Origin of the sequence: Phenylobacterium sp. (assembly GCF_036263695.1) — a bacterium.
GTDB lineage: Bacteria > Pseudomonadota > Alphaproteobacteria > Caulobacterales > Caulobacteraceae > Phenylobacterium.
This window is the reverse complement of record NZ_DATAGM010000077.1, coordinates 1-26,916: the sequence shown is the minus strand read 5'-3', so window position 1 is coordinate 26,916 and position 26,916 is coordinate 1. Positions and strand designations below refer to the sequence as shown.

The window sequence follows — 26,916 nt, the reverse complement described above, 5'->3', positions numbered from 1 at the left end:
TCGACCGTCACGCCGGCCTGGAGCACCGCATCGTGCAGCACCGCGAAGAGCGCAGCACGGTGCACGCCCAATCCGACCGCGCCACCGCCCAGCGCCGCATAGCGGACGTCCAGCACCACCCGGTTCGACGGCGCCGCCCGGCCGAACAGCCGCCGCACCGGCGCCGCCAGGCTCGCCAGCGCCGGCGCCAGGCCGAGCGCCTCCAGGACCGCCAGCCCGGTCGGCTGGATCATCAGCCCCGACCCGATCGCCCGCGGCGCCTCAAACCGCTCGAGTATGACGACCTCGTGGCCCTGCCGGTGCAGCAGCAGCCCCGCGGCCATCCCGGCGGGCCCGCACCCCGCCACCGCAATCTTGAGTGGACCCCTCACACCTGCCGACTAGCAGGCGGCGGCGGGGTTGTAGAGGCTTGGCGGGGACCGAGCTCGCCTGCTCGGCGTTCCGGGCCCCGTCTTCGGCTGAGGCGGCCATACCGAACCTTCGATATCTGTTGCGTCCCGCACGATCCTCCCCTTAGGGTCGCGGCAAGAGCCGGTCACGGGCTCACATGGGGATACGCAGAAGGAGCCGAGTGTGGCGGACGAGGCGGCGAGCGGGCCGGCGGTCGAGAAGCTGAGCCTGAAGGTCAAGTTTCTCTACGGAGCCGGCGCCATCGAGTACGGGGCCCGCATCTTCGTGATGGGGCTGCTGCTGTTCTACTACAACCAGATCGTCGGGCTGCCGGCGGCGATGGTCAGCCTGGCTCTGTCGGTCTCGCTGCTGATCGACGCCTTCTGGGATCCGATGATCGGCCACGTGTCGGACAACCTGCGCACCCGTCTGGGGCGCCGGCACATGCTGATGTACCTCGCCATCGTCCCCTTCTTCGTCTTCTTCGTGCTGCTGTTCCGCCCGCCGGAGGCCCTGACCCACTGGCAGACCTTCGCCTGGCTGCTGACCTTCCTGCTGCTCACCCGCTTCTCGGTCAGCCTGTTCGAGGTGCCGGCCGCGGCGCTCGGGCCTGAGCTTGCGCCCGACTACCACGACCGCACGGTGATGATGGGCGTGCGCTACGCGCTCTTGATCGGCGGCGGCGCGGTGGCCACCAGCCTCGGCTACTTCTGGTTCTTCCGGCCGACGCCCCTGTACCCGCACGGCCAGCTCAACCCGGAGGCCTGGGGCCCGCTGACCCTCGCGGTCGGAGTGATGATGCTGGTGGCGATGTTGATCTGCACGGTCGGCACCCACCACCGCATCGCCCGTCTGCACCAGCCGCCCGTGCGGCGCGCCAGCCTGAAGCGCACGCTCGGCGACGTGGCCGCGACGTTGAAGAACTGGAACGTCGGCGTGGTCGTCGTCGCCGCGATGATCTCGGGGATGGCGGCGGGCGTCTATTCCGGCCTCGGCCTCTATCTGGCCACCTACTTCTGGGGCCTGCCGGCCCAGCAGGTGGGCGTGCTGGAGATGGCCCGCCTGGTCGGCGCCATCCTGGCGGCCTTCGTTGCGCCGCCGCTTTCGCGCCGGTTCGGCAAGAAGCGGACCTGCATGGGCCTGTTCTTCGCCGCGGTTACCTTGAACTCTGCGCCCTACGCCCTGGCCCTGGCCGGCTTCTTCCCGGAGAAGGGCTCGGCCGAGCTGCTGCCGCTGCTGATCGGCTTCCGCTTCTTCGGCGACACCCTGACGGCCGGCGGCTACGTGGTGGTGACCTCGATGATCGCCGACGTGACCGACGACGCCCTCGCCAAGACCGGCCGAAGGTCCGAGGGCCTGCTGATGAGCGCCGACAGCTTCCTGCAGCAGGTCACCACGGCCATGTCGGCCATGCTGCCGGGCCTGATCCTGGCGCTGGTGAACTTCCCGGACCGTCCCGCCCCCGGCGCCGTCACCGACCAAATGGCCCGCGAGTTGGTGATGATCTACCTGCCGGTCACCATCGCCATCTCCACCCTGTCGATCGCCACCTGGGGCTTCTTCCGGATCGACCAGAAGACCCACGAGCGCAACCTGAAGACCGCCCGCGAGGCGATGGCTCGGGTGGAAGCCGCCTCCGAGTCCGGCGAGCCGCCGGCGGTCGGCGCCCCGGTGACCAGCGGCCGGATCTAAGGCTTCGGCATCGCCGCGATCCACGCGCGGACGAGGGCCAGGCCTTCGTCGTGGACCAGGCTGCGGCTGAGCTCGGGCATCATCACGCCGGGCTCGGTGGAGGCCATGCGGTGGACCAGGATCGAGGCCTCGGGACGGCCGGGCGCGATGGCCACCTCCAGCCCGCCCGAGCCGCGTCCGGCCGCCACGGGCGCCTTGCCGACGCCCAGGGCGTAGGGCCGGGTCTCCTCGAGGTTGAGGTTGAGGCCGCTGTTGTCGGCGATGCCGGTCGGGCTGTGGCAGTGGCCGCAGTTGGCGTCGAGGTAGGCCCGCGCCCGCTGGTCCAGCGGCTCGGCCGGATCGTCCCACACCGGCGTCCGCGGCGCCTTCGCCGGCTCCGGCGCGCCCTCCAGCAGGCCGTAGCGGGCGAGGCGCTTCAGCTGGTTCTCGCGCCCATCGGGGTAGGCGAAGTCGGCGTTCAGGTTGCGCGCGCTGGGGCCGATGGGCGCGAGCGCCTCGTCGCGGGCGTGGCATTCCTTGCACTGGTTGGCGTTGGGCACGGCGTAGTCGATCCGCCGGGCTTGGCCCTTGGCGTCGGTGAACGCCACGTCGATCCGCGTGCCGGCTCGCTTCAGCACGGCCTCTGTCCCGGCCGCGTTCCAGACGTAGGCCAGCGCCACCCAGCCGGACGGCTTGCGGATCAGCAGCCGGGTCTCCAGCCGCCGCACCGCCTCGTTCGGGCGGCGCAGGTCGGCGGGGTAGGCGAAGGTCTTCACCAGGGTCGCGCCGACGGGAAAGTCCAGCGGCCCCTCGGACGTGTAGCGGACCCTGGTTCCCGCCGGCAGGTAGAGCCACCGCTGCTTTTCGGCGTAGTCGCTGAACAGCGGCGTGGCGGGCGCGAAGGGGACCAACTCGGCCGCCGGCCGGCCCGCCGCGTCGAACAGCCGATAGGCCCCGATGGTCGGCGCCGGCGCCTCCGCCAGCAGCGCCTCCTGCGCCACGCGCGCGGGCGCCGCGGCCGTCCCGCCCGCCAGGACCGCCGCGGCGGCGGCCAGGCCGGCGAGCGCGCGCCTCACGATACGAGCGCCGCCTGGACGCTGGGCAGCGCCACCGGCTTCGGTTCCTCGATGGCGCCGTGGTCCAGGGTCGGCGTCACCTTCGGATCAGCCTTCATCAGCGCGCCGGGCGCGGGCAGATTGAGGCTCAGCACCGGCCCGTCGAGGGCGCGCACTCGCGCCACCTGTGGCGCGCTCATGCCCTTGGGCGTGAAGTTGGTCACCCCGTCCCAGATCACCGGCGGCAGCGCCTCGCCGCCAATGGCTTTCAGCAGCACGTCGCCGCCCGGAAAGCCGGGGCTCCAGCCGTTGCGGCCGATCCTGTTGTTCCGCACCACCACGTCCCGCGGCAGGGGGTTGTAGGTCGCATCGTCGTAGGGCCGTGTGTAGCTCATCAGCAGCACCGCGGCCGAGCCGTTGCCGTCGATCTCGTTCCCGAAGATGTGCACGTTGCGGTTGGCCATGATCATCACGCCCGTGCCGGTGGGCACCGAAGCGACGATGTTGCCCTTGGGCGCGAAGTTCGGCGTGTCGTTCTGGACGATCCGGTTGCGGAACACCCGCACCGAGTGGCCGCCCATCACCGGCAGGCCGGGCAGGTCGAACACCAGGACGCCGCCGGCGTTGCGGGTCGCGACGTTGTCGTAGACGTCGGCGTTCATCGAGTTCTCGATCTCGATGCCGGCGACGTTGAACTCGGCCGTTGAATTGCGCACCACGATGTTCTTCGACTGGCCGACGTAGATGCCGGCGTCCGAGGCCCCGCGCACCGTCACCTTGTCGATCAGCACGTTGCTGGAGCTCACCGGATAGACGCCGTAGGCGCCGTTGCTCTCCTTCGGCCCGCCGGTCCACTCGACGCGCAGGTTCACGAAGCTGATCTGGTCCGAGCCCTTGGCCTTGATCCCGTCGCCGCGGCTGTCTTCGATGGCGAAGTCGCGCAGGACGACCTTGTCGGAGGTGACCAGCAGCCCCTCGCCGGCCCCCTTCTGGCTCTTGAACGACAGGATGGTCGCGCCGGGCCCAGCGCCGCGCACCGTCACGTCGTCAATGTCGAGCGACAGGCCGTCGACCAGCTCAAACCGGCCGGCCCCGAGTTCGACCGCATCGCCCGGCTTGGCGTCGAGCAGCGCCGTCTGCAGCCGCTCCTGGGCGTCCGGCCCGGGCGCCACCTTCAGCGTCCCGGCCAGCGCGTTGGTCGCCAGCAGGCCCGTCGCGAGCCCGATGAGAAGGCTCTTCATCCTGTTTCCTCCGCCCCGGCCACTGACGGGCCGAACATTCAGAGGAGGGTGGCGCGCTTCCGCAGCGTCGCGCAACATGAACATCGGTAATGAAGGAGGCGGCGGTGATTGAAGGGAGCTGCCACTGCGGCGCTGTGCGGATCGAGGTGGATGAGGCCCCGACCGCGGTCACCGACTGCAACTGCTCGATCTGCCGCCGGCTCGGCGGGCTGTGGTTCTACCCCCATCCGCTGCAGGTGCGGATCGAGGGGGAGGGGGCCACGGTTCCCTACGTCCAGGGCGACCGCACGCTGGCGCTGCATCATTGCGAGGCCTGCGGCTGCACCACCCACTGGCGCAGCCTCGAGCCCGGCGGCGGCGAGCGCATGGGGGTCAACGCCCGGATGTTTAACCCGCAGGTCGTCGCCGCCGTCAAGGTGCGCCGCCTGGACGGCGCCGACACCTGGACCTACCTCGACGAGTAGCGTCGCCGCAGGAACCCTGGCCCACCCTTCGTGTTCGCTTCGGCGATGGGGGGCCGCGCCGCGTGACCAAGACATCTTCGAAACGATCGAAGCCGGCGGATGCGGCCGAGCCGCCGCTCGTGCCCGGAGCCCTCTCCGCGCCCTCGCGCAACACCAGCCGGCAGCCGCCGCCGAGCGCGGTCGCGGCCGCGCTCGTGGAGCCCGCCCGCGGGGCCGGCCCCTCCGGCCTCGTCTACGTGGCCTCCAGCGAGCGGCGGGCCGACGAGATCGGCCGTGCGCTGCGCCAGTTCGCGCCCGACGTAGAGGTGCTGATGCTCTCGCCGTGGGATTGCCTGCCCTTCGACCGGGCCTCGCCGTCGCGGGAGGTGATGGGCCGAAGGTGCGCGGTGCTGCGGTGTCTGGGCAGGCCCGCCGAGCGGCCTCGGGTGCTGGTCGCCGCCGTTGAGGCGCTGCTGCAGCGGGTTCCGCCGCCCAACGCCCTGGAGCCCGGCTGGCTGGAAATCCGCAAGGGCGATAGGCTGACCCGCGAGGGCTTGGAGGCCTTCGCCCAGACCGCCGGCTACCTCGCCGACGATCGGATCGACGAGCCCGGAGAGATCGCCCTGCTGGGGGAAGTGGTCGACATCTTCCCGGCCGCCGCCGAGGCGCCGCTGCGCCTTCGACTTTCCCAGGGCGGCGAAGTCCTCGACATCCGCGCCTACGATCCCCTCTCGCAGCGGACGGAAGACGAGGATCTGGAGTCGGCCTTGATCGGCCCCGCCTCCGAGCTCGTCATCGCCAAGGACGGCGAGCCGGTGGAGCGGACGGGGGGCTTGGAGCACCGCCTGGCGGACCACTATCCCAAGCTCGTAAGCGTCCTCAGCCTGCTGCCGAAGGCGCGCCTCGCCGCCGATCCCTCGGCGCCGTCCCGGACGGCGGGCCTCTGCGAACAGCTGGAAGACGCGCGCGAGGCGCGGCGCCTGTTTGGCGAGGAGGAGCTGCCGGCAGCCGGCCTCTATCTCGATCCCAAGGCCTTCGAGGCCGAGGCGGCCCGCCGCGATCGGCTCGATCTCGAGCTCGACGCGGTCGCGCCGATCCCGATCTTCGCCCTGGAGCGCAACCCGGGCCGCGCCTTCGCCGACTACGTCCAGGCCCGCCTCGAAGCCGGCGAGCGGGTCCTGCTGACCGGGCTGCCGCACGAGCTGCGCTCCCTCGCCAGGGCGGCCAAGCGCGGCCTCGACCGGGCGCCGGACGCGTCTACCGACTGGGCGGGGCTTCGCGCGGCGCAGGCGGGCGCGCTGCTGATGGCGCCGTTCGACCTCGACGCCGGCTTCACCGATCCGCAGGCCAAGCTGACGGTGATCGCGGCGCCCGACGTGCTCGGCGGCCGGGTCGCCAAGCGGACCGGCGCCGCCGGCCTACTGCCCGAGCCGGAGCTGCGGGTGGGAGACGTGGTCATCCACGAAGATCACGGTCTGGGCGTGCTGCGGGCGATCGGTCCGGTAGCGGTGGAGGGGGCGCTCCGGGACGCCGTGCGGATCGAGTATCACGGCGGGGCGATGCTGCTCGCGCCTGTGGAGGAGTTCGGCCGCATCTGGCGCTACGGCGCCGAGGAGAGCGCCGTCAGCCTCGACCGCCTGCACACCGACGCCTGGGCCAGGCGCCGCGTGGAGATCAGCGCCGAGATCGACCGCACGGCGGTGGAGCTGGTCGCCCTGGCCCGCGCGCGCGCCGAACAGACCGCCCCGAAGCTCGTCCCGCCCCCGGGCCCCTACGCCCGCTTGGCGGCCCGCTTTCCCTATCCTGAGACACCTGACCAGTCCGCCGCCATCGAGGCGGTGCTGGAGGACCTCGCCTCCGGCCGGCCGATGAACCGGCTGGTCTGCGGCGACGTGGGTTTTGGCAAGACCGAGGTCGCGATCCGGGCCGCCGCCGCGGCGGCGCTGTGCGGCAAGCAGGTCGCTGTCGCCGCCCCGACCACGGTGCTTGCCCGCCAGCACTTCGAGACCTTCCGCCGCCGTTTCGCCGGGCTGGGCGTGGAGGTCCGCCAGCTCTCGCGCCTGGTCGACACCGCCGAGGCGCGGGAGGTGAAGCAGGGCCTGGCGGAGGGCTCCGTGCGCATCGTCATCGGAACCCACGCCCTTGTCTCAAAGGACGTCGCCTTCGCCGAGCTCGGCCTGGTCATCATCGACGAGGAGCAGCGGTTCGGCGCCAAGATGAAGGCGCAGCTGCGCGAGCTCGCGCCCGACCTGCACGTGCTGACGATGACCGCCACGCCGATCCCGCGCACACTGCAGGCGGCCATGGTCGGGGTGGAGGACGTCAGCGTCATCGCCACGCCGCCAGCCCGCCGCCGGCCGATCCGCACCTTCCTCTCGCCGTTCGACCCCGCCACTGTCCGCACCGCCCTGATGCGCGAGAAGCGGCGCCGCGGGCAGAGCTTCCTCGTCGTGCCCAGGATCGAGGACATCGAGCCGTTGCGCGCCCAACTCGCGCAGATCGCGCCGGAGCTGACCGTCCGCGTCGCCCATGGCGAGCTGCCGGCCGAGGAGGTGGACGAAGTGATGGTCGGCTTCGCCGAGGGTGAGGGCGACGTGCTGCTGGCCACCAACATCATCGAAAGCGGCCTCGATGTGCCTCGGGCCAACACCATGCTGGTCCACCGGGCCGACATGTTCGGCCTCGCCCAACTGCATCAGCTGCGGGGCCGAGTCGGCCGCGGCCGCACGCAGGGGGTGGCCTATCTGCTCACCGAGGCGAACACCGAGATGCCGGAGTCGACACGGGCGCGGCTCTCCACACTGGTGGCCTTCGACCGGCTGGGCTCGGGCCTGGCGATCAGCGCGCGGGATCTCGACATCCGCGGCGGCGGCGACATCGTCGGCGAGGCCCAGACCGGCCACGTCAAGCTGATCGGCACCGAGCTCTACCAGCGCCTGCTGGCCCGCGCGGTCCGGGTCGCCAAGGGCGAGGAGCAGGGCGCCGAATGGACGCCCGAGTTGAACCTTGGCCTCTCCGGCGCCATCCCGGAGGCCTACGTCCCCGACCCCACCACCCGCCTCAACCTCTACGGCCGCCTCGCCCGCTTCACCGAGGCGGCTGAGGTCGAAGCCTTCCGCGAGGAGATCGAAGACCGCTTCGGTGCCCCGCCGGAGGAGGTCGGCATGCTCGTCGACCAGGCCGAGCTGCGCGTCCTCGCCCGCGCCGCCGGCGTCACCCGCATCGACGCCGGCCCGAAGGCCATCGCGCTGACCTTCCGCGACGGACGCTTCGGCGAGTCCGCCGCCTCCGCTCCCGACCTCGCCTGGCGCGACGGCCGCCTAGTCCTCGCCCGGCCCACCGAGGCGGCGCCCGAGCGCGTGGAGCAGACCCGCAAGCTGCTGCTGGACCTCACCCGACCCAAGCGCCGGGCGGCCTGAGCCATCCCGTCAACCCTGCCGCAGCGAAGCGGAGAGCCGGGATCCGAGGCCGAACCGTAGCGCTGGGTCCCGGATCGGCCTTGCGGCCGTGCGGGATGACGTGAGGGGGCTACCCCCAGCGCCCCAACATTCGCCGCAGCCAGCCGGGCATGTCGAGGTCCTCTTCCGGCGGGGCGGGCGGGGCCGGGGGCGGGTCGGCGCGGCGCGCGCCGTTGCCGACGAAGTCGCGCCAGATCTCGGCCGGCAGGCCGCCGCCGGTGACGCCCTTCATCGGCGACTGGTCGTCGTTGCCGACCCAGACGCCGACCACCAGGTCCTCGTTGAAGCCGACGAAGATCGCGTCGCGGTGGTCCTGGGTGGTGCCGGTCTTGCCGTAGACGGGACCGGGCAGGCGGGCGGCGCGGCCGGTGCCGTGCTCGACGGCCTCGTAAAGCAGCTCGGTCATCTGCTCCTGCACCCGGCCAGGGATGGGGCGGCCGCCCGGCACCTCGACGCCCTGCAGGCCATACGGGCGCACCGTCTCGCCGCCGGCGATGGCGGCGTAGGCGCCGGTGAGCTCCAGCAGGGTCATCTCCGAGGAGCCGAGCGCCAGGGTGGGATCGTCGGTGAGCGGGCTGGTGACGCCCAAGTCGCGGGCCGCCTTGATCACGTTGCGCCGGCCGGCGGTCTCCTGCACCCGCACGGCCGCCAGATTGCTCGACTTGGCGAAGGCCTCCTGCAGGGTGAGATAGCCGCCCGAGCCGCCGTCGAAGTTCTTCGGCGACCAGTCGCCCAGCGTCAGGGGCTCGTTGCTGACGACCATGTCCGGGCGCGCGCCGTCGCGGATCGCGGCCATGTAGACGAACAGCTTGAAGGCCGAGCCGGGCTGGCGGCGGGCCTGGACGGCGCGGTTGAATTGGCTGGCGCGATAGCTGCGGCCGCCGACCATGGCGACCACCGAGCCGTCCTTGCGCATCGCCACCAGGGCGGCCTGGTTGACGTTGCGCCGCTTGCCCTGGGCCGCCAGGGCGCGGGCGACCACCCGCTCAGCCCGCGCCTGCAGCCGCGAGTTCAGCGTGGTGGTGACCCGCACTTCGCCGTAGGCGGCCGGGAAGGCGTCCTTCACCTGCGGCGAGACCCAGTCGGCGAAGTAGCCGCCGACAGGCAGGTTGGCGCGGTTGAGCTTCACCTTCGCCTTGCAGCAGGCCTTGGCCTGCTCAGGCGTGATCATCTCGGTCTCGACCATGGCGTCGACGACCAGCCGGGCCCGCGCGCCCGCGCCCTTCGGATTGTCCCCGGGGTTCAGCCTGGAGGGCGCCTTGACGGTCGCGGCCAGCAGGGCGGCCTCGGCCAGGGTGAGGGCCTCCGGCGGCTTGTCGAAATAGTGCCGGGCGGCGGCCCTAAGGCCATAGACCCCGTCGCCGAAATAGACGCCTGACAGGTAGCGTTCGAGGATCTCGTTCTTGGAGAGCCGCAGCTCCAGCCAGAGCGCGATGAAGGCCTCCTGGACCTTGCGCTTGAAGCTGCGGTCGGCGGTCAGGAAGGTGGTTTTGGCGAGCTGCTGGGTGATGGTGCTGCCGCCCTGGCGCACCCCGCCGGCCCGCATGTTCTCCCGCGCCGCCCGGGCGATCCCGCGGGGGTCGATGCCCCAGTGACGGTAGAAGCGTCGGTCCTCGATGGCGATGAAGGCGTTCGGCACGTGGGCGGGTAGCGCCTCCACGTCGACCGGCGCTTCCTTGTAGGCCCCGCGCCTTGCGAACGGCTTGCCGTCGGCGCTGACCAGGATCACCGCCGGGCTGGGCAGCGGCTCCAGCGCCCGCTCCAGCGGCAGGCTCCAGGACAGCCAAAGGAAACCGGCGCCGATAAGCGCGGCAAGGCCCAGCAGGATCCACGCCCATCGGCGTCGCCGCCGCGGAGGCGGTTCTAGGGGAGGTTCGGCGAACCCGGCTTCCGGCGGGTCCTCGAGCTCCCAAGAGCGTCTGAGCGGCAGCTGATTCATTGTGGCTCGGACGGTGGGGATGCGCGCGGCGTCTTGGAATAACCATGCGACCATCGGCCCAGCTTCCGAGCATTAATTTTCGGCAATAGAGGCGGCCCTCTTCCAAGCCGCGACAGGCTTGGCTGTTGGACGTTTTGCGCAGCACGCTCTACGAGGGGAGCCTTCGAGAAGGAGCCGCCATTGGGCGCAGCCGCCGCCGTCTTCGTGCTCGCCGCCGCCTTCGCCACGGCGCTGCTGTCGGGCGTGTTCGGCATGGCCGGCGGGCTGGTGCTGATGGGCGCTCTGGCGCTGGTGCTGCCGGTTTCGGCGGCCTTCGTGACTCATGGCCTGCTGCAGATGGTGGCCAACGGCTGGCGGGCGGTGCTGCACCGCAAGCATGTGCGCTGGGACATCGTCGGCTGGTACGGCCTGGCCTCGCTCGTCGCCGGCGCGGCGGCGGCGGCCATCGCGCTCGCCCCGTCCAAGCCGCTGCTGTTCCTGCTGCTGGGCTTGGTGTCGGGCCTGGTCTGGCTGCCCGAGCGCCTGCTGAAGCTGGACGCCGCCAAGCCCGCCCACGCCCTGGCTTCGGGCCTGGTGGTGACGGGCCTGAACCTCACCGCCGGCGTGGCGGGACCCCTGCTCGACATCTTCTTCGTGCGCACTAACCTCACTCGGCACGCCATCGTCGCCACCAAGGCCGCGACCCAGGTGTTCAGCCACCTGGCCAAGATCATCGTCTACGGCGCGCCGCTGATCGCCAGCCGCACGGAGGACATGCCGCCGGTCTGGCTGTTCGCCCTGGCCGTGCCGCTCTCAATGGCCGGCACCGCAGTCGGCGGGCGAATCCTCGATGCGATGACCGACGTTAATTTCAAGCGCTGGACCCGCTGGATCGTCACCGGCGTGGGGGTGCTCTACCTGGTTCAGGCCGCGCAGCTCTTCATGGCCGCCCGTTGAGCCCCGCCACCGTCGCAATGGTGCTGGCCGCGGTGGTCGCCACGGCGGCCATTTCGGGCCTGTTCGGGATGGCCGGCGGCTCGCTGCTGATGGGCCTCCTAATGCTCACCGTGCCGGTGGCCAGCGCCATGGTGCTGCACGGGGCGGCGCAGCTGGCCTCCAACGGCGCCCGGGCGGCGATCCACTTCCGCCACATCCGCTGGCCGGTGGTCGGTGTGTTCGCCATCGGCGCGGTGCTGGCCATGGGGCTGATGAGCTTCGTCAGCTTCACCCCGTCCAAGGCGCTGGTGTTCCTGGCGATGGGCCTGCTGCCGATCCTGGTCTGGATTCCCGAGCGCTGGTCGCCCTTCGACGCCGCCAAGCCGGCGCACGCCTTCATCGCCGGCATGTCCACGACGGCCCTGGCCCTGACCTCCGGCGTGTCAGGGCCGCTGACCGAGCTCTTCCTGGTGCGGAGCGCCATGCCGGCCCGGCAGGTGATCGCCACCAAAGCCTCGCTGCAGGTCTTCGGCCATGTGGCCAAGATCCTGTTCTATGGCGGCGCGCTGCTGGAACGGGCGGGGGAGGGCGCCGTTCCGCCCTGGCTGCTCGTCGCGGTGGCGCTGGGCGCGCTGGCCGGTGCGGCGCTCGGCGGCAGGCTGCTGGACCACGTCAGCGAAGAGAACTTCCGGCGCTGGCGGCGGTGGATCTTCACCGCCATCGGCGGGACGTTCCTGGCCCAGGCGCTGCAGCTCTATCTGGCCGGCGGCGGATGAAAAAAAGGGCCGCGGCGAACCGCGGCCCAAGTCATTAGGGAGGAAACGCCCCGAAGGGCACGCTTCAAATAGGCCCCCCGCCCCCGGAAGCAACCCTCTGCAGCAAAAAATTTTACACCGAAAATGAGCGTTGTTCAGATGCCACACCGCCTACTTGGCGGGCGGCTTGGCGGCCTGCACTTCGATTTCGGAGAGCATGCCCGGCGCCGCAAGGGCGGCCACCTGCACAGTGATCCGGGCGGGCTTGTTCGGCTGGTCCGCCGTCCCGAAGAACTGATTGTAGGCTTCCATCATCCCCGCGAAGTCCATCTTACCGCCCTTGGCCGGGTCGCCCACCAGGGAGACGCGCATCATCACCACGTCCCCGAAGCCGTAGCCCTGGGCCTTCAGGATGGCCTCGATGCGCTTCAGAACGCCGAGCGTCTGGGTCTTGGTGTCCCCGAACCCCGGCGCCCCTGGCGCGCCGGCCGGCAGTTGCGGCGGCGTGATGCCGGACACGTAGAGCATCTCCGATCCGGCCGGGACCTTGACGGCCTGGGAGATCGGCGAGTTCGGGGGGCCGATGTGCTGGTTCTGGGCCTGGGCGGCGCCCGCCGTGGCGAGCGCCAGGGCCAGGGCGGTCGAAAGGATGATGCGCATGGTCTGTCCTTCTCTTTGATCAGGCGGCGGCGCGCTGCCGGACACGGTCGGCGATCAGGCCGACCACCCGGTGGGCGGACAGCACCGCCCCCTCCTGCCACGCCGGCATTTGGCTGAGATTGTCCCCGGCGAAATAGACCCGGCCCTGCGGCGTGTTGAGCAGCCGATGAGCGGGCGCTTCGATATGGCCCTCCGGGGCGCTCCACCAGGCGTATCCGCCCAGGCTGAAGGGGATCTTGCTCCAGTTGATCACCGCCGGCCTCGACAGCTCCGTCTCGTGGCCCGGGTGCAGGCGGGCGACGACGCCCTTGGCGATTTCGATCTGTTCGGTGATCGGGCGCTGCGCAAACCGCGTGGCGGGGGGACCGGCCGCGTAGCAGGCCAGCAGCAGGCCCCTTGCGCTGTGCAGGTCGTTGGACGGGTACCAGACCAGGCTCGTCTCGCCCCCGACGAACGAGATGCCGCCGTAGATCTGCTGGCGTTCCCAGAACCTGGGGGCCTCGAAGCCGATCTTGTTGGTGCTGACGGCGATCGGCGTGGCCAGGGCCTTGCGCACCGCCGGGTCGAAGTCGGCGTCGATCTTGGCGAGGATATTCAGCGGCAAGGTGGCGATGGCGAAGTCGGCCTTCACGGCCCTCTCCACTCCGCTGGCCCGATCGCGGTAGACGACGGTGACCTCCTTCGGGCCCTGGCGGATATTCACCACCTCGGCGCCGCGGACGATCGGGCTTCGGATCGCCCGTTCGAAGGCGGCGGGGATCCGGTCCATGCCGCCGACCGGCTGGAACATGGTGGCCTGCATGTCGAAGGCTTCTTCGAACAGCGTCGCCTGGAGTTGGTCGTTGGCCAGCAGCTCCTTCAGCGGGACCGGCGGGCGGCCTTGCGCCATCTGGTCCGCCGCCCCGGCATGTCTCGCCAGGCCGGAACGTTCGGTGCCCTTGAACGCGTGCTGCGCATCGAGGTCGCCATAGGTCCGGAGGAAGGGGAGCAGCTTCTCCTTCTCCTCGGCGCTCAGGTCCTGGTCCAGCGCGCCCCGCTTCAGCGCCTTGGCCAGCAGCTCGGAGATCCATCCGCGGGTGTCGTTGACGCCCTGGCGCATCTGGATGGGCGCGCCGCCCTTCGAACTGGCGAGCAGCGCTGAGCGTGTGGTGTTGATCTCGACCTCGAGCGGCACGCCGAGGCGGCGGCAGTACTCCAGGAGGTGCTCATGGTGGCTGGGAATGCGGGCCGGGCCGGCGTTCATGTAGACGCCGTCCGAGAAGTTCACAGTCTGGTCGGCCTCGCCGACCATCTCGATCCTGGAGCCGCCGCGCAGCGTCCAGTTGCGGCCGCCCAGCCTCTCGCGGGCCTCCAGCAGCGTGACCGAGAAGCCGGCGCGTTCCAGTTCGTAGGCGGCGGTCAGGCCGGCGATCCCGCCGCCGAGCACGAGCACCTTCCTGCCGGCGCCCAGGCTCGCGGGCAGTTGGGGCATCGCCAGCGCGGGCGGCGCGGCCAACAGGCCCATGGTCACCATGGCCGAGTAGGTCGCGCCATAGCCGCCGACGGCCCCAAGGCGATGCAGGAATCCGCGCCGGCTCAGCCCCATCGCGCCCTCCCAAAGCGTCCGAACAGCTGGGTACCTTCAAGCGGTGCGTTGAGGCTGACAAGCCAGCGAATGTGAAAACGCCCTCCCTGCGGAGCAGAGAGGGCGTTCACGAAGGTCTGGCTCGCGCCTACGCCGGCTGCGGCTGGGGCGTGGCGACCGGCTGGATGGTGACCGTGCGCTCGTCGGTGGGGAAGAACACCTTGTCGGCGTTCTTGGCCACTTCCTCGGCGGTGTAGGGCCGGCCCGGCTCGAAGCCGGCGGTCTGCACCATCTTGATCTCCCGCACGCCCCGCGAGGAGACGCCAAGGATCTTGCCCGAATGGTCCTTGGCGAGGTCCGAGACCATGTACAGCACGCCGGGGGCGACGTTCTCGGGCAGCGACATGGGATCGGGTTCGCGGTCCTTACGGCCGGGCAGGTCCGAGGTCATGCGGGTGTAGGCGCCGGGCGCCAGGCCCATGACCCGGATGTTATACTTGCGGCCCTCGATCGACATCACCCGGACCATTCCATAGATGCCGGCCTTCGCCGCCCCGTAGTTGGTCTGGCCGAAGTTGCCGTAGAGCCCGGAGGTGGACGAGGTGAACACCATCGTGCCGCCGCCGTTGTCCTTCATCCACTTCCAGACCGGCATGGCGCAGCAGTAGGTGCCCTTCAGGTGCACCTTGACCACGGAATCCCAGTCCTGCTCGGAGGTGTTGGCGAAGGTCTTGTCGCGCAGGATGCCGGCGTTGCAGACCAGGATGTCGACGCGGCCGAAGTTCTCCAGCGCCGCGTTGCAGATGTTCTCGCCGCCCTGCATCGTGGAGACGTCGTCGCCGTTGGCCACCGCACGGCCGCCGGCTGCGATGATCTCGTCCACGACCTTCTGGGCCGCCGAGCGGTCCGCGCCGGTGCCGTCGCGGGCCCCGCCCAGGTCGTTCACGACGACCGCGGCGCCTTCCTTTGCGAACAGCTTGGCGTAGGCCTCGCCCAGACCGCCGCCGGCCCCGGTGACGATCGCAACCTTACCATCGAGCAAACCCATCGCGTCCTCCTTATGGTTTTAAGTGTCCCCCATCATCCGGCGTCATTTTTCGGGTGGCAAGGCTCCGTTTGGCGGCCCGACCCGGCGCAATCGCCAGTCCTCGCTCTTCAATTCGCCCTTCACCTGCCCCTCGATGCGGGCGCACAGGTCGGCGCCGCACGGGCGGTAGATGACCCGCTGCGGAAAGTCGTGGGCCAGGTTCTCGAACACCGCCCCTTCGCCGCCGGGCCTCAGCACGAACGGGGTCGGATCCTGGCCGTCCACATAGGCGGTGAAGGTGATCCCGGCGGGCTCGGCGGTGATGGTCATGAACTCGGTGAAGGCCGGCTTGCCCGCCCGCACCGTCTGGCCGACGCCGGTCATCGCCCGGCCGTTCGAGGTCGTCCACGTCTCCCGCACGATCGCTCCGCCCGGCTTTTCGGCGATCCAGGTCCCGCTCATCCACTCGAAGGCGGCGACGTCGGCGTCGCTGGCGCAGAGCGCGGCGGCGGCGATGGCGGCGATGATCATCGCGCGCTTCTCTTGCTCCGCCGCGCGCGGAAGAACCCCCGCAGCAGCTCGGCGCTCTCGCCGGCCCGCACGCCGCCGGTCACCTCCGGGCGCCAATGGCAGGTGGGCTGGTCGAAGAAGCGGGGGCCGTGGAGGATGGCGCCGCCCTTGGGGTCCTCGGCGCCGAAAACCAGCCGTCCGATGCGGGCGTGGCTGATGGCGCCGGCGCACATGGCGCAGGGTTCGAGCGTCACGACGAGGGTAAGGCCGGTCAGCCGGTAGTTGCCGAGCCGGGCGGCGGCGGCGCGCAGGGCCAGGATTTCGGCGTGGGCGGTGGGGTCGGAAAGGCCGATCGGCCCGTTTGCGGCCACGGCGATCGTCTCGCCGGTCGCCGGATCGACCACGACGGCGCCCACGGGGGTCTCCCCGCGCGCGGCGGCGTCTTGCGCGGCTTCGAGCGCGATGCGCATTGTCCGGTCGTCATGGTCCACGATCCGCAACACAACGACGCCGCCCCTCAAGGTCAAGGGGCGGGCGAGCGCGTCGCCAAGGCCCTGGCGCGCGCCGGCGTCGCCTCGCGGCGCGATGTGGAGCGGCTGATCGAAGCCGGGCGAGTGGCGCTGAACGGGAGGGTGCTGACCACGCCGGCGGTGAAGGTCGAGCCAGGCGACATCCTCACCGTCGATGGCGAGGTGGTGAACGAGCCCGAGCCCGCACGCCTGTTCCGGTACCACAAGCCGGTCGGCCTGGTGACCAGCCACAAGGACCCGCAGGGCCGCCCGACCGTGTTCGCCGCCCTGCCGCCAGGCCTCCCGCGGTTGATCTCGGTCGGCCGGCTGGACCTCAATTCCGAAGGCCTGCTGCTGCTGACCAACGACGGGGGCCTGGCGCGCGCACTGGAGCTGCCGGAGACCGCCATCCTGCGCCGCTACCGGGCCCGGGCCCACGGGCGGATCACCCAGGAGAAGCTCGACACGCTCAAGAACGGCATCACCGTCGAGGGCGTCCGCTATGGCCCCATCGAGGCGCGACTGGACAAGGCCAAGGAAGGTCCTCAGGGCGCTAACGTCTGGATCAGCGTCGCCCTGACCGAAGGCAAGAACCGCGAGGTCCGGCGGGTGCTCGAGGCGCTCGGCCTGAAGGTGAACCGGCTGATCCGGCTGGCCTATGGCCCGTTCGCGCTGGGAACGCTCGGCGTCGGCGAACTCGAGGAGGTGGGCCCGCGGGTGATCCGCGAGCAACTGGCCGCCCACATCGACCCTGACAACCTGCCCAAGGGCGACCGCCCGCAATGGACGCCGCCCAAGCGGGCGGCCGGGGCGCGCCGCGCGCCCAAGGCGCCCGGCGCCGCCGCTGCGGAGGCGGCCGCCGCCGCCGAGCCGCCGAAGAAGAAGACCTACAAGGCCGGCTGGGCCAAGCCGAAGATCAAGCCGGGGCCCTCGCGCCCGGTGAAGCCCAAGCCCAAGCAGATCGACGGCCCGCGTGGCAAGACCGCCGGTCCGGGCGGCGCCGCTCGGCGCAACGGCCCGTCCCGTCCTCCGGCGCCCAGGGCTGGCGGCGGTCCGAAGCGGCGCGGCTGAGCTAGCGGGCGCGGAAGCGGCGCTCGCAGGCCCGGACGTGGACGAGGTAGGCGGTGAGCCCGGCGGCGAAGGAGAGGATCGCCAGCGAGAGCGCCAGGGTCGCCACCGCCCCAGGCTCCGGGATCGCCTCGGCCCCGAGCGCGGCGGCCGCAAAGCAGGCCAACGCCAGCCATAAAAACGGCGCGGCCCCCAGGCGCAGGCCGTCGCTCAGGATCTCGGCCCAGGAACTGCGGTTGCGGGCGACGCCACCCTCGTGGTGGATCTCAGCGTCGTCCTTGGCGGAGGCCAGCATGGCGGTCACGCCCGTCATGGCGGTGACGGTGAACCAGAGCGCCACGCCCGCCAGCACGAACCACCGGAACGGCCAGTCGCCGTGGCCTACGAGGGCGTAGGCCAGCAAGGCGGCGGCGGGCAACGGAGCGCGGACATCCCAGGAGTTCATCGTCACTACAAGCGCTTGGAGGCGGCGGAGGGTTGCTGGCGAAGCGGCGCCGCGCATGCTCATCTGCGGCCATGTCCTACGATCTGACTCGCCGCGGCCTGGCCGCCCTCCCCCTCGTGCTGATGGGCCTGCGCCCCGCCGTCGCCCACGCCGCCAGCCCCGCCGACGCCCACTTCGCCGATCTGGCGAAACGCTTTCTGGACCGGCTGCTGCTCGCCTCGCCGATACGCGCCACGACGCTCGGCGATCACCGCAACGACCATCGCCTCGACGACGTCTCCGCCGCCGCCCGGGCGCGGGAGCTAGCCGCCAGCAAGACGCTGCTCAAGGAGGCTCAGGCGCTGCCGGTGCGCGAACTGAGCCCCGAGAACCAGGTCGACTTGGCGATTATGAAAAACAACCTCGCCTTTGGGAACTGGTCTACCGAGGTGCTGCAGGACTGGGCCTGGGACCCGCAGATCTACAACGACCTGGCCGGCTCGGCCCTGTATGGCCTGATGGCCCGCGAGTTCGCCCCCGCGCCCGTGCGGCTGCGGGCGGCGATCGCCCGGATGGAGGCGCTGCCCGCCTTCCTCGCCCAGGCGCGGGCGGAGCTGCAGCCGGCCCGCGTGCCGCCCACCCATGCCCAGACGGTGGCCCGCCAGAACGCCGGCCTGATGTCCATCGTCGACGACATGATCCTGCCCAAGTCCGGCGAGCTGCCGGGGGCCGAGCAGGCCCGCCTGCGGGCCGCCGCCGACAAGCTGCGCGCGGCCTCCGCCGAGCACCAGGCCTGGCTCGACAAGACCCTGGTCCCGCAGGCCAATGGCGACTTCAGCCTGGGGGCCAAGCTTTACGACGAGAAGCTGGCGTTCGCCCTGATGACGCCGCTGGACCGGGCCGAGATCCGCCGCCGGGCCGACGCAGCCCTGAAGGCCACCCGCGCCCGCATGCACGAGGTCTCAAAGACCGTGCTGACGGCGCGCGGCAAGCCCGTGCCTGACGGCGAGCAGGTGGCCATCGAGGCGGCGCTGGAGCTGGTCTATGCCGACCGCGCGCCGCGCGACAAGCTGGTGGAGGCCAGCCGCACGGCCCTCGACCAGGCCACCCGCTTCACCCGCGAGAAGGGCCTCGTCACCCTGCCGGACGCGCCGGTGCAGGTGATCCTGATGCCGGAGTTCCAGCGCGGCTTCGCCGTCGCCTACTGCGACCCGCCCGGCCCGCTCGACAAGCAGCTGGACACCTTCTACGCGGTCTCGCCGATCCCCGACGAGTGGACGAACGAGCAGGCCCAGAGCTTCCTGCGCGAATACAACATCTTCGGCATTCACGACGTGGCCATCCACGAGGGCGTGCCCGGCCACTACACCCAGCTCTGGCACGGCAACAAGCACCCCAGCGTGCTGCGCGCCGTCCTCTGGTCGGGGCCGTTCGTGGAGGGCTGGGCGGTCTACGCCGAGGAGATGATGGCCGACGCCGGCTATTTGGACGGCGACCCGCTGTTCCGCCTGCAGCAGCTGAAGATGCGGGTCAGGACCATCACCAACGCCATCCTCGACCAGATGGTCCACGTGGAGGGCGCCAGCGAAGCCGAGGTCATGAAGTTCCTCACCGTCACCGCCTTCCAGCAGGAGCGCGAGGCGGCCGGGAAGTGGGTGCGCGCCCAGCTCTCATCGGCCCAACTGCCGACCTATTTCGTCGGCGCGTCCGAGCACGACGAGCTGCGGGCCGAGGCCAAGCGGCGCGAGGGCGCGGGGTTCAACCTCAAGCGCTTCAACGACAAGGTGCTGTCGTTCGGCGCCCCGCCGGTCCGCTACGCCCGGGCCTTGATGTTCGCCGAGCCGATCGTCTAAGCGCAGCCCCGTGCGCATCGTCTCGGGGGAGTTTCGCGGAAAGACGCTCGCCGCGCCGGCGGGGCAGGCCACGCGGCCGACCTCCGACCGCGCCCGCCAGGCCATCTTCAACATCCTCGAGCACGCCCCCTGGTCGGACGGGGTGAGGGACAAGCGGGTCATCGACCTGTTCGCCGGCTCCGGCGCGCTCGGCTTCGAGGCGGTCTCCCGCGGCGCGGCCTTCTGCCTGTTCGTAGAGACCGACGAAGCGGCTCGCGGAGCGATCCGCGAGAATGTCGAGGCCATGGGCCTCTTCGGCCGCACCCGCGTCCACCGGCGGAACGCCACCCAGCTTGGCGTGCGGCCCGGCGCCGACGGCCCCGCCTTCGATATCGCCTTCCTGGATCCGCCCTACGCCAAGGGCCTGGGTGAAACGGCGCTGCAGCGACTGGCCGAGGGCGGCTGGCTGGCGCCCGGCGCCCTCGTCGTCTTCGAGCGCGGCGCCGGCGAGGCGGACTTCGAGATCGCCGCCTACGAGAAGCTGGACGCGCGCGACTACGGCGCCGCGCGCGTCCATTTCCTCAGCTACTCACCACCCGCGGCTTGAGACGCGGTTGTCGAGCTGGCTGCGGAGATTGACCAGCCCGTCCCGGGTGATCCGGTAAGGCCCGCCGTTCCGGCTGGCGATCAGCCGCTTCTTCTTCAGGCTCCTGAAGACCGCCACGTCGCAGTCGGTGAGGGTCCAGCCCTCCCGGGTGATGCACTCGGCGGCGACGATGTCGCCTCTTTCGTTGCGTTCGAGATGAATGGCGCCGCCCTGGGCGAGCGCGTGCAGCGTCCGTTGCTGCGGTTTGGAGATGTTCAAGGAAGAGTCCGTGTTCAGGCGCAAAACGACCGCGCCCCCACGCGGGGCGCGGGGCGGTACGGGCCTGATCAGCCGATCGGAAGGTGAGGCCGGTCGGCTCTAGGCCCGGCGCTCGCGCACAGTCTCTTGCATCAACTCCCCTGGTAGAGCGTCACTATCGCCGACCCGGTCGCGCTTCGTCCAGCCGCGCGCTCACTTCATCAGACCGGCGCTCTTCAGCGCCCGGGAGATCACCGCTGCGACATCCGGCGACACCCGACCCTCCACCGACGTCATCACCTGCGCCCCGAGCGAGGCGACGGACGCGTCGGCGGGGATTTCCGGCCCTAGGACCTCGCCCTCCAGCACGCGGGTATCTGTGGCCGGGGCAGTCGCAAGGGCCTCAGCCGGCGGCGCAATCCCCCAGAACCGGGCGATCTCCAGCGTCGAGGAAACGCCCGCCTCCAGCATGAATGGCGCGGCGGCGCCGAGGCCCTCGGCGCCCAGGGTCGCCAGCGGCGCGCCGTGCGCCCGCCCGGGAACGATGTTGGACTCCACCAGCACCTCTCCCGTGTCCGGCGAACGCCAGGTCACGCGGGTGCGTCCCTGGAGCTTTTCGACCCCGTCAGGCTCACCGCCGTGTCCGTGCGCGGCGACCCATTGCTTCGCGACTTCGGTCGCGTTGCTGGCGTTGACGGTGTGGTCGGCGTCGCCGTGCCAGACGGTGACGCGGGGGATGCGGGCCGCGGCGGGCGCCGCGCTGCGGACCAGGTCTCCCAGCTCAGCAGCGCTGCGGGCGCGGCCGCCGCGCATGGCTCCGAAGGCGGTCTGCACGTTGTCGGCGATCCCGAAGGGCAGGCCGGCGACGATCGCGCCGCCGGCGAAGGCTTCCGGATAGGCGGCGAGCATCACCGAGGTCATCGCGCCGCCGGCCGAGAGGCCGGTGACGAACACCCGCTGCGGATCCAGCCCATGGGTCTCGACGGCGTGGGCCGCCATGGCGCGGATCGAGGCGGCCTCTCCCCGCCCGCGGGCGGCGTCCTGCGGCTCGAACCAGTTGAAGCAGCGGTTCGGGTTGTTGGCGTCGCTCTGCTCGGGCGCGAGCACGGCGAAGCCGCAACGCTCCGCCAGCGTCAGCCACCCGGCGTTGCTCGCATACGCCTGGGCGCGCTGGGTGCAGCCGTGCAGCACGATCACCAGGGGCGCACCGGGCTCCAGGCCTTCCGGCACGTAGCTCAGCATTCGCAGCGCTCCGGGATTTGGCCCGAACGCCGTCGACTCCTGCATCTGCAAGCCTGCCGAGGTGTCGGCGGCTGGATCCGTCTTCGCGCGCCGCAGGCGGGCGATAGTCTCTCCGAGTTTCGGCATAACGGCTCCCGTGTCGCCCGACTGGCACACAGATAATGCTGCAGTGCAGCAATGGAGCCGTCCAGCGCAATATTTCTTGTGCGCCGCAGCGCGGGCGCGATCAGCCCACCGTGATTACGATTGCGTCGGCCGAGCGCGCGTTCGGCCCGTGATGGACGGCCTCGATGTTGTTGCCGTCCGGGTCGAGCACGAAGCAGGCGTAGTAGCCGGGGTGGTACGGCCGCTCTCCGGGCGCGCCGTTGTCCCGCCCGCCGGCGGCCAGCGCCGCCTCATAGAAGCGGTGCACCGTCTCCCGGTCGCTGGCCTGGAAAGCCAGGTGGATCCGGCTCTCGGTCTCGCCGTGGTCCAACCAGAGCTCGTCGATGGCGGCGTAATCGCCGCCGTCCGTCAGCTCCAGGCCCAGCGCGCCGAGCGCAGCCTTGTAGAAGCGTTTGGAGGCCTCAAGGTCTCTGCACCGCAGGTGCACGTGGTCAATGAGCCGGCCGATGCGGTGTTCCATGGCCGGCAGAACGTCGGGAAGCCGACGCGGGTTTCGCCGGTCCTTGACCCTCACGCGGCGTGAGACCCCAGATGGCCTGTCCGATGCGAGGACTTGGATCGATGGAGCGCTGGACCGTCAGCGAGCTGGGCCGCCTTTCCGGCGTTTCGGTGCGCACCCTGCACCACTACGACGCCGTGGGCCTGCTGCGGCCCGCCTGCGTGGGGGAGAACGGCTACCGCTACTACGGCCGTGAGGAACTGCTGCGCCTGCAGCAGATCCTCTTCCACCGCGAGCTGGGTATGCCGCTGGCGCAGATCGCGCAGGTGCTGGATGCGCCCGGCTTCGACCGGGCGGCGGCGCTGCGGGCTCACCGGCGGACGCTGGCCGCCGAGGCGGCCCGCTACCGCCGGCTGGCGCGCACCATCGACCAGACCCTCGCCGCCCTCGAAGGAGTGACGGACATGGACGAGAAGGACCTCTATCGCGGCTTCGCGCCGGAGAAGCAGGAAGAGTACGAGGACTGGCTGGTCGGCCGTTTCGGCCCCGGCATGCGCGAGGAGATCGCGGCCTCGAAAGCGAAACTGAAGGGCGTCTCAGCGGCCGACATGGCGCGGCTGCAGGCCGAGGCCGAGGCCATCGAGGCCGCAATGGCCAAGGCCCTCGGCGACGGGCTGCCGGCGGACAGCTCGGCCGTGCAGGCGCTTATGCGCCGCCACCACGACTGGGTCGCCGCCTTCTGGCGCCGAGCGCCGGCAGCCGAAGCGTTCGAAGGGCTCGGCCGCCTCTACCAGGGACACCCTGACTTCCGCGCCCGCTACGACGGCCGCGCGGCGGGGCTGACGGACTATCTGGCTGAGGCCATGCGGGTGTTCGCGGAGAGGGAGCTCTAACACCGCGCGGCGCCTCCGGGGGCTCACCGCCGTCCGAACAGCTTCTCGATGTCGGCGAGCTTGAGTTCGACGTAGGTGGGGCGGCCGTGGTTGCACTGACCGGAGTGGGGCGTGGCCTCCATCTGGCGCAGGAGGGCGTTCATCTCCGGGGCGGTGAGCCGGCGGCCGGCGCGGACCGAGCCGTGGCAGGCCAGGGTCCCGCAGACCTCTTCCAGCCGCTCCTTGAGCGCCAAGGCCTGGCCGTTCTCAGAGAGGTCGTCGGCGATGTCGCGGACGAGCCCGGCGACGTCGGTCTCGCCGAGCAGAGCCGGGGTCTCGCGGACCAGCACCGCGCCGGGGCCAAAGGGCTCGAGCACAAGGCCGAGGGCGGCGAGCTCCTCGGCGCGGGCGGCGACCCGCTCGGCCTCGGCCGGGTCGAGCTCGACCACCTCGGGCAGCAGCAGGGCCTGACGAACCACGCCGCCGCCTTCCATCTCCTGCTTCATCCGCTCGTAGACCAGCCGCTCGTGGGCGGCGTGCTGGTCGACGATGACGATCCCGTCCCGCGTCTGGGCGACGATGTAGGTCTCGTGCAGCTGGGAGCGGGCGGCGCCCAGCGGGTAGTCCACGGGATCGAACACCGCGGCGGGGGCGGGGGCTTCCGAGAGGCCCGGCGGCGGTTCGAAGGCGTGCTCGGCGCGGGCGGAGACTTCCTCCAGGCCCGGGATGGCGGGCGCGGCGGCGGCCCCCGTCCAGCCGCCCATCCGCCAGGCCGAGAACCCGGAAGCTGAGGGCGGCGGCGTGTAGGCGGGGCGAAGGCCGCTGAGCGCCTCGGCCGAGACGGTGGTCGCCGCCCGGTGCCCGGCGGCGGCCAGGGCGTGTCGCAGGCCCGAGACGATCAGGCCGCGCACCAGCGCCGGGTCTCGGAACCGCACCTCGGCCTTGGCCGGGTGGACGTTGACGTCGACCAGCGAAGGGTCGAGCTCGATAAAGAGCGCCGCCAGCGGATGGCGATCCCGGGCCAGGAAATCGGCGTAGGCGGCCCGCAGCGCCCCCTGCAGCAGCCGGTCGCGCACCGGCCGGCCGTTGACGAACAGGTACTGGTGGGCGGCGTTGCCGCGGTTGTAGGTCGGAAGACCCGCAAAGCCGGAGAGCCGCACGCCCTCGCGCTCATGGTCGATGGCCAGAGCGTTGTCCGAGAAGTCGCGGCCCATGATGGACGCCAGGCGCGCCAGCCGCCCCTCGGGCCCCGGCGCCTCGGCCGGGAGGCGCAGGGTGCGGCGACCGTCGAGGTCGAGGGTAAAGCCGACCGCCTCGTGGGCCATCGCCTGGCGCTTCAACTCCTCGGTGATCGCCAGGGCTTCGGCCCGCTCGGACTTCATGAACTTCAGCCGGGCGGGGGTGGCGTAGAACAGGTCGCGCACCTCCACCCGCGCCCCGTGCGGGCCGGGGAAGGCGGCGGGCGAGACCTGGCCGGTCGCGCCGCCTTCGACCAGGATGGCGAAGGCGTCGGCCGATCCTCGGGTGCGGGAGGCGATCGACAGCCGCGCCACCGAGCCGATCGAGGGCAGGGCCTCGCCGCGGAAGCCGAGGGTGGCGATGCGCAGGAGGTCGTAGTCGCCGGCCGCGTCGGGGACGAGCTTAGAGGTGGCGTGCCGCTCCACCGCCAGCGGCAGCTCGTCCGGCCCCATGCCGCTCCCGTCGTCGGCGATCAACAGGCGAGTCAGCCCGCCGCCGTCGGCCTGCACCTCGACCCGGCTCGCGCCGGCGTCGAGGGCGTTCTCGACCAGCTCCTTGACCGCGCTGGCAGGCCGCTCCACCACCTCGCCGGCGGCGATGCGGTTGACGGTCTCGGGCGGAAGGCGGCGGATCGGCATGGCGGATGGGTCTCGAAACACCCATCATAGGACGATTCAAGCCAGGCGGACGCGTGCGATGAAGAGTCCCAAGCGATGGGCCGGCGCGGCCTTGGCCGCGGTGCTGGCCCTGACGGCCGGGGCGCCTGCCGCCCAGGTTCCGCTCACCCCGGCCCCCTCGGCCCTGCCGCTGGACCCGGACGAGGTGCTGGTCGAGGAACTGGTGGTGGTCGGCCGTCTGCCCGGCCCGGCCTGGTGGCGGGTCTCTGACGCCGACACCACGGTCTATGTGCTGGGCGTGCCCTCCGTGGCCACCAAGCAGCTGGCCTGGGACCGCGGCGTGCTCGAGCGGCGGCTGCAGGGCGCCAACGAGGTCATCGTCTCGGTGGACCCGGTGAAGGTGCGCGCTCTCGGCGCCGCCGGCGCGGCGGTGAACTTCCTGCGGCTGCGCTCCCGCACCCCGTTCGAGGCCCAGCTCTCCGGGTCGACCAAGACCCGCTTCGTCGCCGCGCGGAGCAGGTTCGGCAAGCGCGCCGACCGCTACAGGACCGGCAACGCGCTGGCCGCCGGTCTGATGCTGGTCGAAGATTGGCTGGACCACGTGCGGCTGACCACGACCGATCCTTCCAAGCCGATCCGCCAGCTCGCCCGCTCGAAGCGGGTCCGGGTGACGGAGAAGACCTATGACGCCGGCGCCCTCCTGGGCGCGCTGGTCCGCACGCCGAGGCCGGCGGGGGACGCCTGCCTGGAGGCGGTGCTCGACCAGATCGACGCGGGACCCGGGCGGATCCAGGCCGCCTCCCGCGCCTGGGCGTCCGGCGACGTGCCCGGCGCGCTGTCGGCTGAGCGGGTTTATGAGCGGTGCCTGGCCGCCGCCCCCGGCGCGGCCCGCCTCGACGCCGAGTACAAGGCCGACCAGGCCGCCGCCATCGCCGCCGCGCTGAAGAAGCCCGGCCACGCCGTGGCCGTCGTCCAGCTCCGCCCCCTGCTCAGCCAGGGCGGCGTCCTCGACCGGCTGCGCTCGCAGGGCTTCGACGTAAAGACGCCAGGCGATGTGTGAAGGCGTGCCCCTCCTCCCCCCTCGCGCTGCGCGTCGGCGAGAGGAGGGGCTGCGCCCTAAAGCCCCGGCAGCTTCAGGCGCGGGGCGCTCTGGCGCTGGATGACGACCTGTTGGCCGCCGGTCAGGGCCTTGATTTTCTCTTCCTCGGCGGCGGTGTCGACAGGCGTCGCCGAGTTGTCCAGGCCGGGCTGGGCCGGGGCGTCCTTACGCCAGAACAGGACCCGGTCGGCGAAGCTCTTTTCCTTGTGCGCCAGGTCGCCGAACTCATCGTCGACGACGTAGCGGATCAGCGGGTCGGCCTTCTCCGATCCGGCGCGGGCGACGAGCAGCTTCTCGCCGTCGGAACGCACTTCGGCCTCACGCTGACCGAGCAGGGCGGTGCGCGCGGCGCTTTCCGGCTGCAGCTCCTGCGGCCGGGGCTCGCCGGGCGCCGGCGGGCGCAGCGAGTAGTCGGGCGGCACCACCAGGGGCGCCTTGGTCACGACGCGGAACTCGTCGGGGGTGACCTTCTGCATGCCGAGCGCGTTGCGGGCGGTGCCGCAGCCGGAGAGGCCAAGGCCGGCCACGGCCGCCGCGGCGAGGATCACAGGGTAAAGACGCATGGACGTAATGGCTCCCAAGGCCGCCCCCCGGCCAGGATGTGTGGTTCTCAATTAACTTAAACGGCGTTCGGCGCCAACGCCGTCACGTGGGTCTCTGACGCCGCATGGAGTCCAGCGCCAGCTCGAGGATCAGCAGACCGACCCCGATGTTGATCGCCGCGTCGGCGATATTGAACACCCAGGGGAAGTGCAGCCGGCTGACGTCGATGAAGTCGGCGACGTGTCCGTAGCGGATGCGGTCGATGGCGTTGCCCACCGCGCCGCCGATGATGCAGCCCAGCGCCGCGGCGGTGAGCGGCTTGTCCGCCTTGCGCACCCACACCGCCAGGGCCGCGGCGACGCCGAAGCCGAAGAGGGTCAGCGCCCAGCGGGTGA

At 71.4% G+C, this 26,916-nt stretch carries 25 protein-coding genes and 1 pseudogene; 10 read left to right on the top strand and 16 right to left on the bottom strand.

Annotation, left to right across the window (positions count from 1 at the left end; all coding sequences use genetic code 11):
* Nucleotides 1–323, bottom strand: a pseudogene (locus VHK87_RS03055) (hypothetical protein); the annotation flags it as partial.
* A 250-nt stretch (nucleotides 324–573) separates the two neighbouring features.
* On the opposite strand from VHK87_RS03055, the gene VHK87_RS03050 reads away from it, so the two are divergent.
* Nucleotides 574–2,082, top strand: coding sequence for an MFS transporter (locus tag VHK87_RS03050; RefSeq protein WP_329633426.1), 1,509 nt, complete (start codon nucleotides 574–576; stop codon nucleotides 2,080–2,082).
* Here the strand turns inward: VHK87_RS03050 and VHK87_RS03045 are convergent.
* Together VHK87_RS03045 and VHK87_RS03040 are read right to left on the bottom strand one after the other, a co-directional pair.
* On the bottom strand, nucleotides 2,079–3,137 hold the full coding sequence (locus VHK87_RS03045) for an SO2930 family diheme c-type cytochrome (RefSeq protein WP_329633425.1): 1,059 nt from the start codon (nucleotides 3,135–3,137) through the stop codon (nucleotides 2,079–2,081). The genes VHK87_RS03050 and VHK87_RS03045 overlap by 4 nt on opposite strands.
* On the bottom strand, nucleotides 3,134–4,357 hold the full coding sequence (locus tag VHK87_RS03040; protein WP_329633424.1) for a parallel beta-helix domain-containing protein: 1,224 nt from the start codon (nucleotides 4,355–4,357) through the stop codon (nucleotides 3,134–3,136). Before VHK87_RS03040 ends, VHK87_RS03045 begins: the two co-directional genes overlap by 4 nt.
* Nucleotides 4,358–4,461: 104 nt before the next feature.
* On the opposite strand from VHK87_RS03040, the gene VHK87_RS03035 reads away from it, so the two are divergent.
* Together VHK87_RS03035 and VHK87_RS03030 are read left to right on the top strand one after the other, a co-directional pair.
* Nucleotides 4,462–4,821, top strand: a complete 360-nt coding sequence (locus VHK87_RS03035) for a GFA family protein (protein WP_329633423.1) — start codon at nucleotides 4,462–4,464, stop codon at nucleotides 4,819–4,821.
* 62 nt (nucleotides 4,822–4,883) lie between these two features.
* Complete coding sequence (locus VHK87_RS03030) at nucleotides 4,884–8,219, top strand: transcription-repair coupling factor (RefSeq protein WP_329633422.1); 3,336 nt, start codon at nucleotides 4,884–4,886, stop codon at nucleotides 8,217–8,219.
* Between the two features lie 109 nt (nucleotides 8,220–8,328).
* On the opposite strand, the gene VHK87_RS03025 is transcribed toward VHK87_RS03030, so the two are convergent.
* Entirely contained in the window at nucleotides 8,329–10,197 is a 1,869-nt protein-coding gene (locus tag VHK87_RS03025; RefSeq protein ID WP_329633421.1) for a PBP1A family penicillin-binding protein, read from the bottom strand.
* A gap of 180 nt (nucleotides 10,198–10,377) precedes the next feature.
* Here VHK87_RS03025 and VHK87_RS03020 point away from each other — a divergent pair, with 180 nt between their 5' ends.
* Both VHK87_RS03020 and VHK87_RS03015 read left to right on the top strand, forming a co-directional pair.
* The gene (locus tag VHK87_RS03020) at nucleotides 10,378–11,133 is read left to right on the top strand and encodes a TSUP family transporter (protein WP_329633420.1); all 756 of its coding nucleotides are present in this window, start codon (nucleotides 10,378–10,380) and stop codon (nucleotides 11,131–11,133) included.
* Entirely contained in the window at nucleotides 11,130–11,888 is a 759-nt protein-coding gene (locus tag VHK87_RS03015) for a TSUP family transporter (RefSeq protein WP_329633419.1), read from the top strand. The genes VHK87_RS03020 and VHK87_RS03015 overlap by 4 nt, the downstream gene beginning before the upstream one ends.
* Before the next feature lie 150 nt (nucleotides 11,889–12,038).
* On the opposite strand, the gene VHK87_RS03010 is transcribed toward VHK87_RS03015, so the two are convergent.
* The 5 genes from VHK87_RS03010 to VHK87_RS02990 form a co-directional block, all read right to left on the bottom strand.
* A complete protein-coding gene (locus tag VHK87_RS03010; RefSeq protein WP_329633418.1) occupies nucleotides 12,039–12,527 on the bottom strand; it encodes a RidA family protein in 489 nt (162 codons plus the stop codon).
* A 19-nt stretch (nucleotides 12,528–12,546) separates the two neighbouring features.
* Complete coding sequence (locus VHK87_RS03005) at nucleotides 12,547–14,112, bottom strand: flavin monoamine oxidase family protein (RefSeq protein WP_329633417.1); 1,566 nt, start codon at nucleotides 14,110–14,112, stop codon at nucleotides 12,547–12,549.
* Between the two features lie 127 nt (nucleotides 14,113–14,239).
* The gene (locus VHK87_RS03000; RefSeq protein WP_329633416.1) at nucleotides 14,240–15,139 is read right to left on the bottom strand and encodes an SDR family oxidoreductase; all 900 of its coding nucleotides are present in this window, start codon (nucleotides 15,137–15,139) and stop codon (nucleotides 14,240–14,242) included.
* A 42-nt stretch (nucleotides 15,140–15,181) separates the two neighbouring features.
* Nucleotides 15,182–15,649 (bottom strand): DUF6265 family protein, encoded by a 468-nt coding sequence (locus VHK87_RS02995; protein WP_329633415.1) that lies wholly within the window; start codon nucleotides 15,647–15,649, stop codon nucleotides 15,182–15,184.
* Nucleotides 15,646–16,098, bottom strand: coding sequence for a nucleoside deaminase (locus VHK87_RS02990; RefSeq protein ID WP_329633414.1), 453 nt, complete (start codon nucleotides 16,096–16,098; stop codon nucleotides 15,646–15,648). The genes VHK87_RS02995 and VHK87_RS02990 overlap by 4 nt, the downstream gene beginning before the upstream one ends.
* On the opposite strand from VHK87_RS02990, the gene VHK87_RS02985 reads away from it, so the two are divergent.
* The gene (locus VHK87_RS02985; protein WP_329633413.1) at nucleotides 16,072–17,208 is read left to right on the top strand and encodes a pseudouridine synthase; all 1,137 of its coding nucleotides are present in this window, start codon (nucleotides 16,072–16,074) and stop codon (nucleotides 17,206–17,208) included. The two genes, VHK87_RS02990 and VHK87_RS02985, sit on opposite strands and share 27 nt — an antisense overlap.
* Nucleotide 17,209: 1 nt before the next feature.
* On the opposite strand, the gene VHK87_RS02980 is transcribed toward VHK87_RS02985, so the two are convergent.
* The gene (locus tag VHK87_RS02980; protein ID WP_329633412.1) at nucleotides 17,210–17,650 is read right to left on the bottom strand and encodes a hypothetical protein; all 441 of its coding nucleotides are present in this window, start codon (nucleotides 17,648–17,650) and stop codon (nucleotides 17,210–17,212) included.
* 71 nt (nucleotides 17,651–17,721) lie between these two features.
* On the opposite strand from VHK87_RS02980, the gene VHK87_RS02975 reads away from it, so the two are divergent.
* On the top strand, nucleotides 17,722–19,482 hold the full coding sequence (locus VHK87_RS02975; protein WP_329633411.1) for a DUF885 domain-containing protein: 1,761 nt from the start codon (nucleotides 17,722–17,724) through the stop codon (nucleotides 19,480–19,482).
* Between the two features lie 10 nt (nucleotides 19,483–19,492).
* Nucleotides 19,493–20,068 (top strand): 16S rRNA (guanine(966)-N(2))-methyltransferase RsmD, encoded by a 576-nt coding sequence (rsmD, locus tag VHK87_RS02970; RefSeq protein WP_329633410.1) that lies wholly within the window; start codon nucleotides 19,493–19,495, stop codon nucleotides 20,066–20,068.
* On the opposite strand, the gene VHK87_RS02965 is transcribed toward rsmD, so the two are convergent.
* The 3 genes from VHK87_RS02965 to VHK87_RS02955 all read right to left on the bottom strand — a co-directional run bounded on the left by VHK87_RS02965 (nucleotide 20,051) and on the right by VHK87_RS02955 (nucleotide 22,172).
* Nucleotides 20,051–20,326, bottom strand: coding sequence for a YjhX family toxin (locus VHK87_RS02965; RefSeq protein ID WP_329633409.1), 276 nt, complete (start codon nucleotides 20,324–20,326; stop codon nucleotides 20,051–20,053). The two genes, rsmD and VHK87_RS02965, sit on opposite strands and share 18 nt — an antisense overlap.
* 192 nt (nucleotides 20,327–20,518) lie before the next feature.
* The gene (locus tag VHK87_RS02960; RefSeq protein WP_329633408.1) at nucleotides 20,519–21,673 is read right to left on the bottom strand and encodes a PHB depolymerase family esterase; all 1,155 of its coding nucleotides are present in this window, start codon (nucleotides 21,671–21,673) and stop codon (nucleotides 20,519–20,521) included.
* Between the two features lie 100 nt (nucleotides 21,674–21,773).
* Nucleotides 21,774–22,172: a VOC family protein gene (locus tag VHK87_RS02955; RefSeq protein WP_329633407.1), complete on the bottom strand. Its 399-nt coding sequence runs from the start codon at nucleotides 22,170–22,172 to the stop codon at nucleotides 21,774–21,776.
* 101 nt (nucleotides 22,173–22,273) lie between these two features.
* Between VHK87_RS02955 and VHK87_RS02950 the strand changes: the two genes are divergently transcribed.
* Nucleotides 22,274–23,044, top strand: coding sequence for a MerR family transcriptional regulator (locus VHK87_RS02950; protein ID WP_329633406.1), 771 nt, complete (start codon nucleotides 22,274–22,276; stop codon nucleotides 23,042–23,044).
* Between the two features lie 23 nt (nucleotides 23,045–23,067).
* On the opposite strand, the gene mutL is transcribed toward VHK87_RS02950, so the two are convergent.
* On the bottom strand, nucleotides 23,068–24,900 hold the full coding sequence (gene mutL / locus VHK87_RS02945; protein ID WP_329633405.1) for a DNA mismatch repair endonuclease MutL: 1,833 nt from the start codon (nucleotides 24,898–24,900) through the stop codon (nucleotides 23,068–23,070).
* A 58-nt stretch (nucleotides 24,901–24,958) separates the two neighbouring features.
* On the opposite strand from mutL, the gene VHK87_RS02940 reads away from it, so the two are divergent.
* Complete coding sequence (locus VHK87_RS02940; RefSeq protein WP_329633404.1) at nucleotides 24,959–25,939, top strand: TraB/GumN family protein; 981 nt, start codon at nucleotides 24,959–24,961, stop codon at nucleotides 25,937–25,939.
* Nucleotides 25,940–25,995: 56 nt separating this feature from the next.
* Here the strand turns inward: VHK87_RS02940 and VHK87_RS02935 are convergent, their stop codons facing one another.
* Both VHK87_RS02935 and VHK87_RS02930 read right to left on the bottom strand, forming a co-directional pair.
* Nucleotides 25,996–26,541, bottom strand: a complete 546-nt coding sequence (locus tag VHK87_RS02935) for a DUF3035 domain-containing protein (RefSeq protein WP_329633403.1) — start codon at nucleotides 26,539–26,541, stop codon at nucleotides 25,996–25,998.
* An 82-nt stretch (nucleotides 26,542–26,623) separates the two neighbouring features.
* Nucleotides 26,624–26,916 (bottom strand): signal peptidase II (locus VHK87_RS02930; protein ID WP_329633402.1); only part of this gene is annotated, 293 nt, incomplete at its 5' end.

Bases quoted from the DNA above. Each gene is read 5' to 3' on its own strand.
- VHK87_RS03040 (WP_329633424.1), bottom strand. From the start codon at position 4,357: ATGAAGAGCCTTCTCATCGGGCTCGCGACGGGCCTGCTGGCGACCAAC.
- VHK87_RS03025 (WP_329633421.1), bottom strand. From the start codon at position 10,197: ATGAATCAGCTGCCGCTCAGACGCTCTTGGGAGCTCGAGGACCCGCCG.
- VHK87_RS03010 (WP_329633418.1), bottom strand. From the start codon at position 12,527: ATGCGCATCATCCTTTCGACCGCCCTGGCCCTGGCGCTCGCCACGGCG.
- VHK87_RS03005 (WP_329633417.1), bottom strand. From the start codon at position 14,112: ATGGGGCTGAGCCGGCGCGGATTCCTGCATCGCCTTGGGGCCGTCGGC.
- VHK87_RS03000 (WP_329633416.1), bottom strand. From the start codon at position 15,139: ATGGGTTTGCTCGATGGTAAGGTTGCGATCGTCACCGGGGCCGGCGGC.
- VHK87_RS02995 (WP_329633415.1), bottom strand. From the start codon at position 15,649: ATGATCATCGCCGCCATCGCCGCCGCCGCGCTCTGCGCCAGCGACGCC.
- VHK87_RS02990 (WP_329633414.1), bottom strand. From the start codon at position 16,098: ATGCGCATCGCGCTCGAAGCCGCGCAAGACGCCGCCGCGCGCGGGGAG.
- VHK87_RS02980 (WP_329633412.1), bottom strand. From the start codon at position 17,650: ATGAACTCCTGGGATGTCCGCGCTCCGTTGCCCGCCGCCGCCTTGCTG.
- VHK87_RS02975 (WP_329633411.1), top strand. From the start codon at position 17,722: ATGTCCTACGATCTGACTCGCCGCGGCCTGGCCGCCCTCCCCCTCGTG.
- VHK87_RS02960 (WP_329633408.1), bottom strand. From the start codon at position 21,673: ATGCCGAAACTCGGAGAGACTATCGCCCGCCTGCGGCGCGCGAAGACG.
- VHK87_RS02955 (WP_329633407.1), bottom strand. From the start codon at position 22,172: ATGGAACACCGCATCGGCCGGCTCATTGACCACGTGCACCTGCGGTGC.
- VHK87_RS02950 (WP_329633406.1), top strand. From the start codon at position 22,274: ATGGAGCGCTGGACCGTCAGCGAGCTGGGCCGCCTTTCCGGCGTTTCG.
- mutL (WP_329633405.1), bottom strand. From the start codon at position 24,900: ATGCCGATCCGCCGCCTTCCGCCCGAGACCGTCAACCGCATCGCCGCC.
- VHK87_RS02940 (WP_329633404.1), top strand. From the start codon at position 24,959: ATGAAGAGTCCCAAGCGATGGGCCGGCGCGGCCTTGGCCGCGGTGCTG.
- VHK87_RS02935 (WP_329633403.1), bottom strand. From the start codon at position 26,541: ATGCGTCTTTACCCTGTGATCCTCGCCGCGGCGGCCGTGGCCGGCCTT.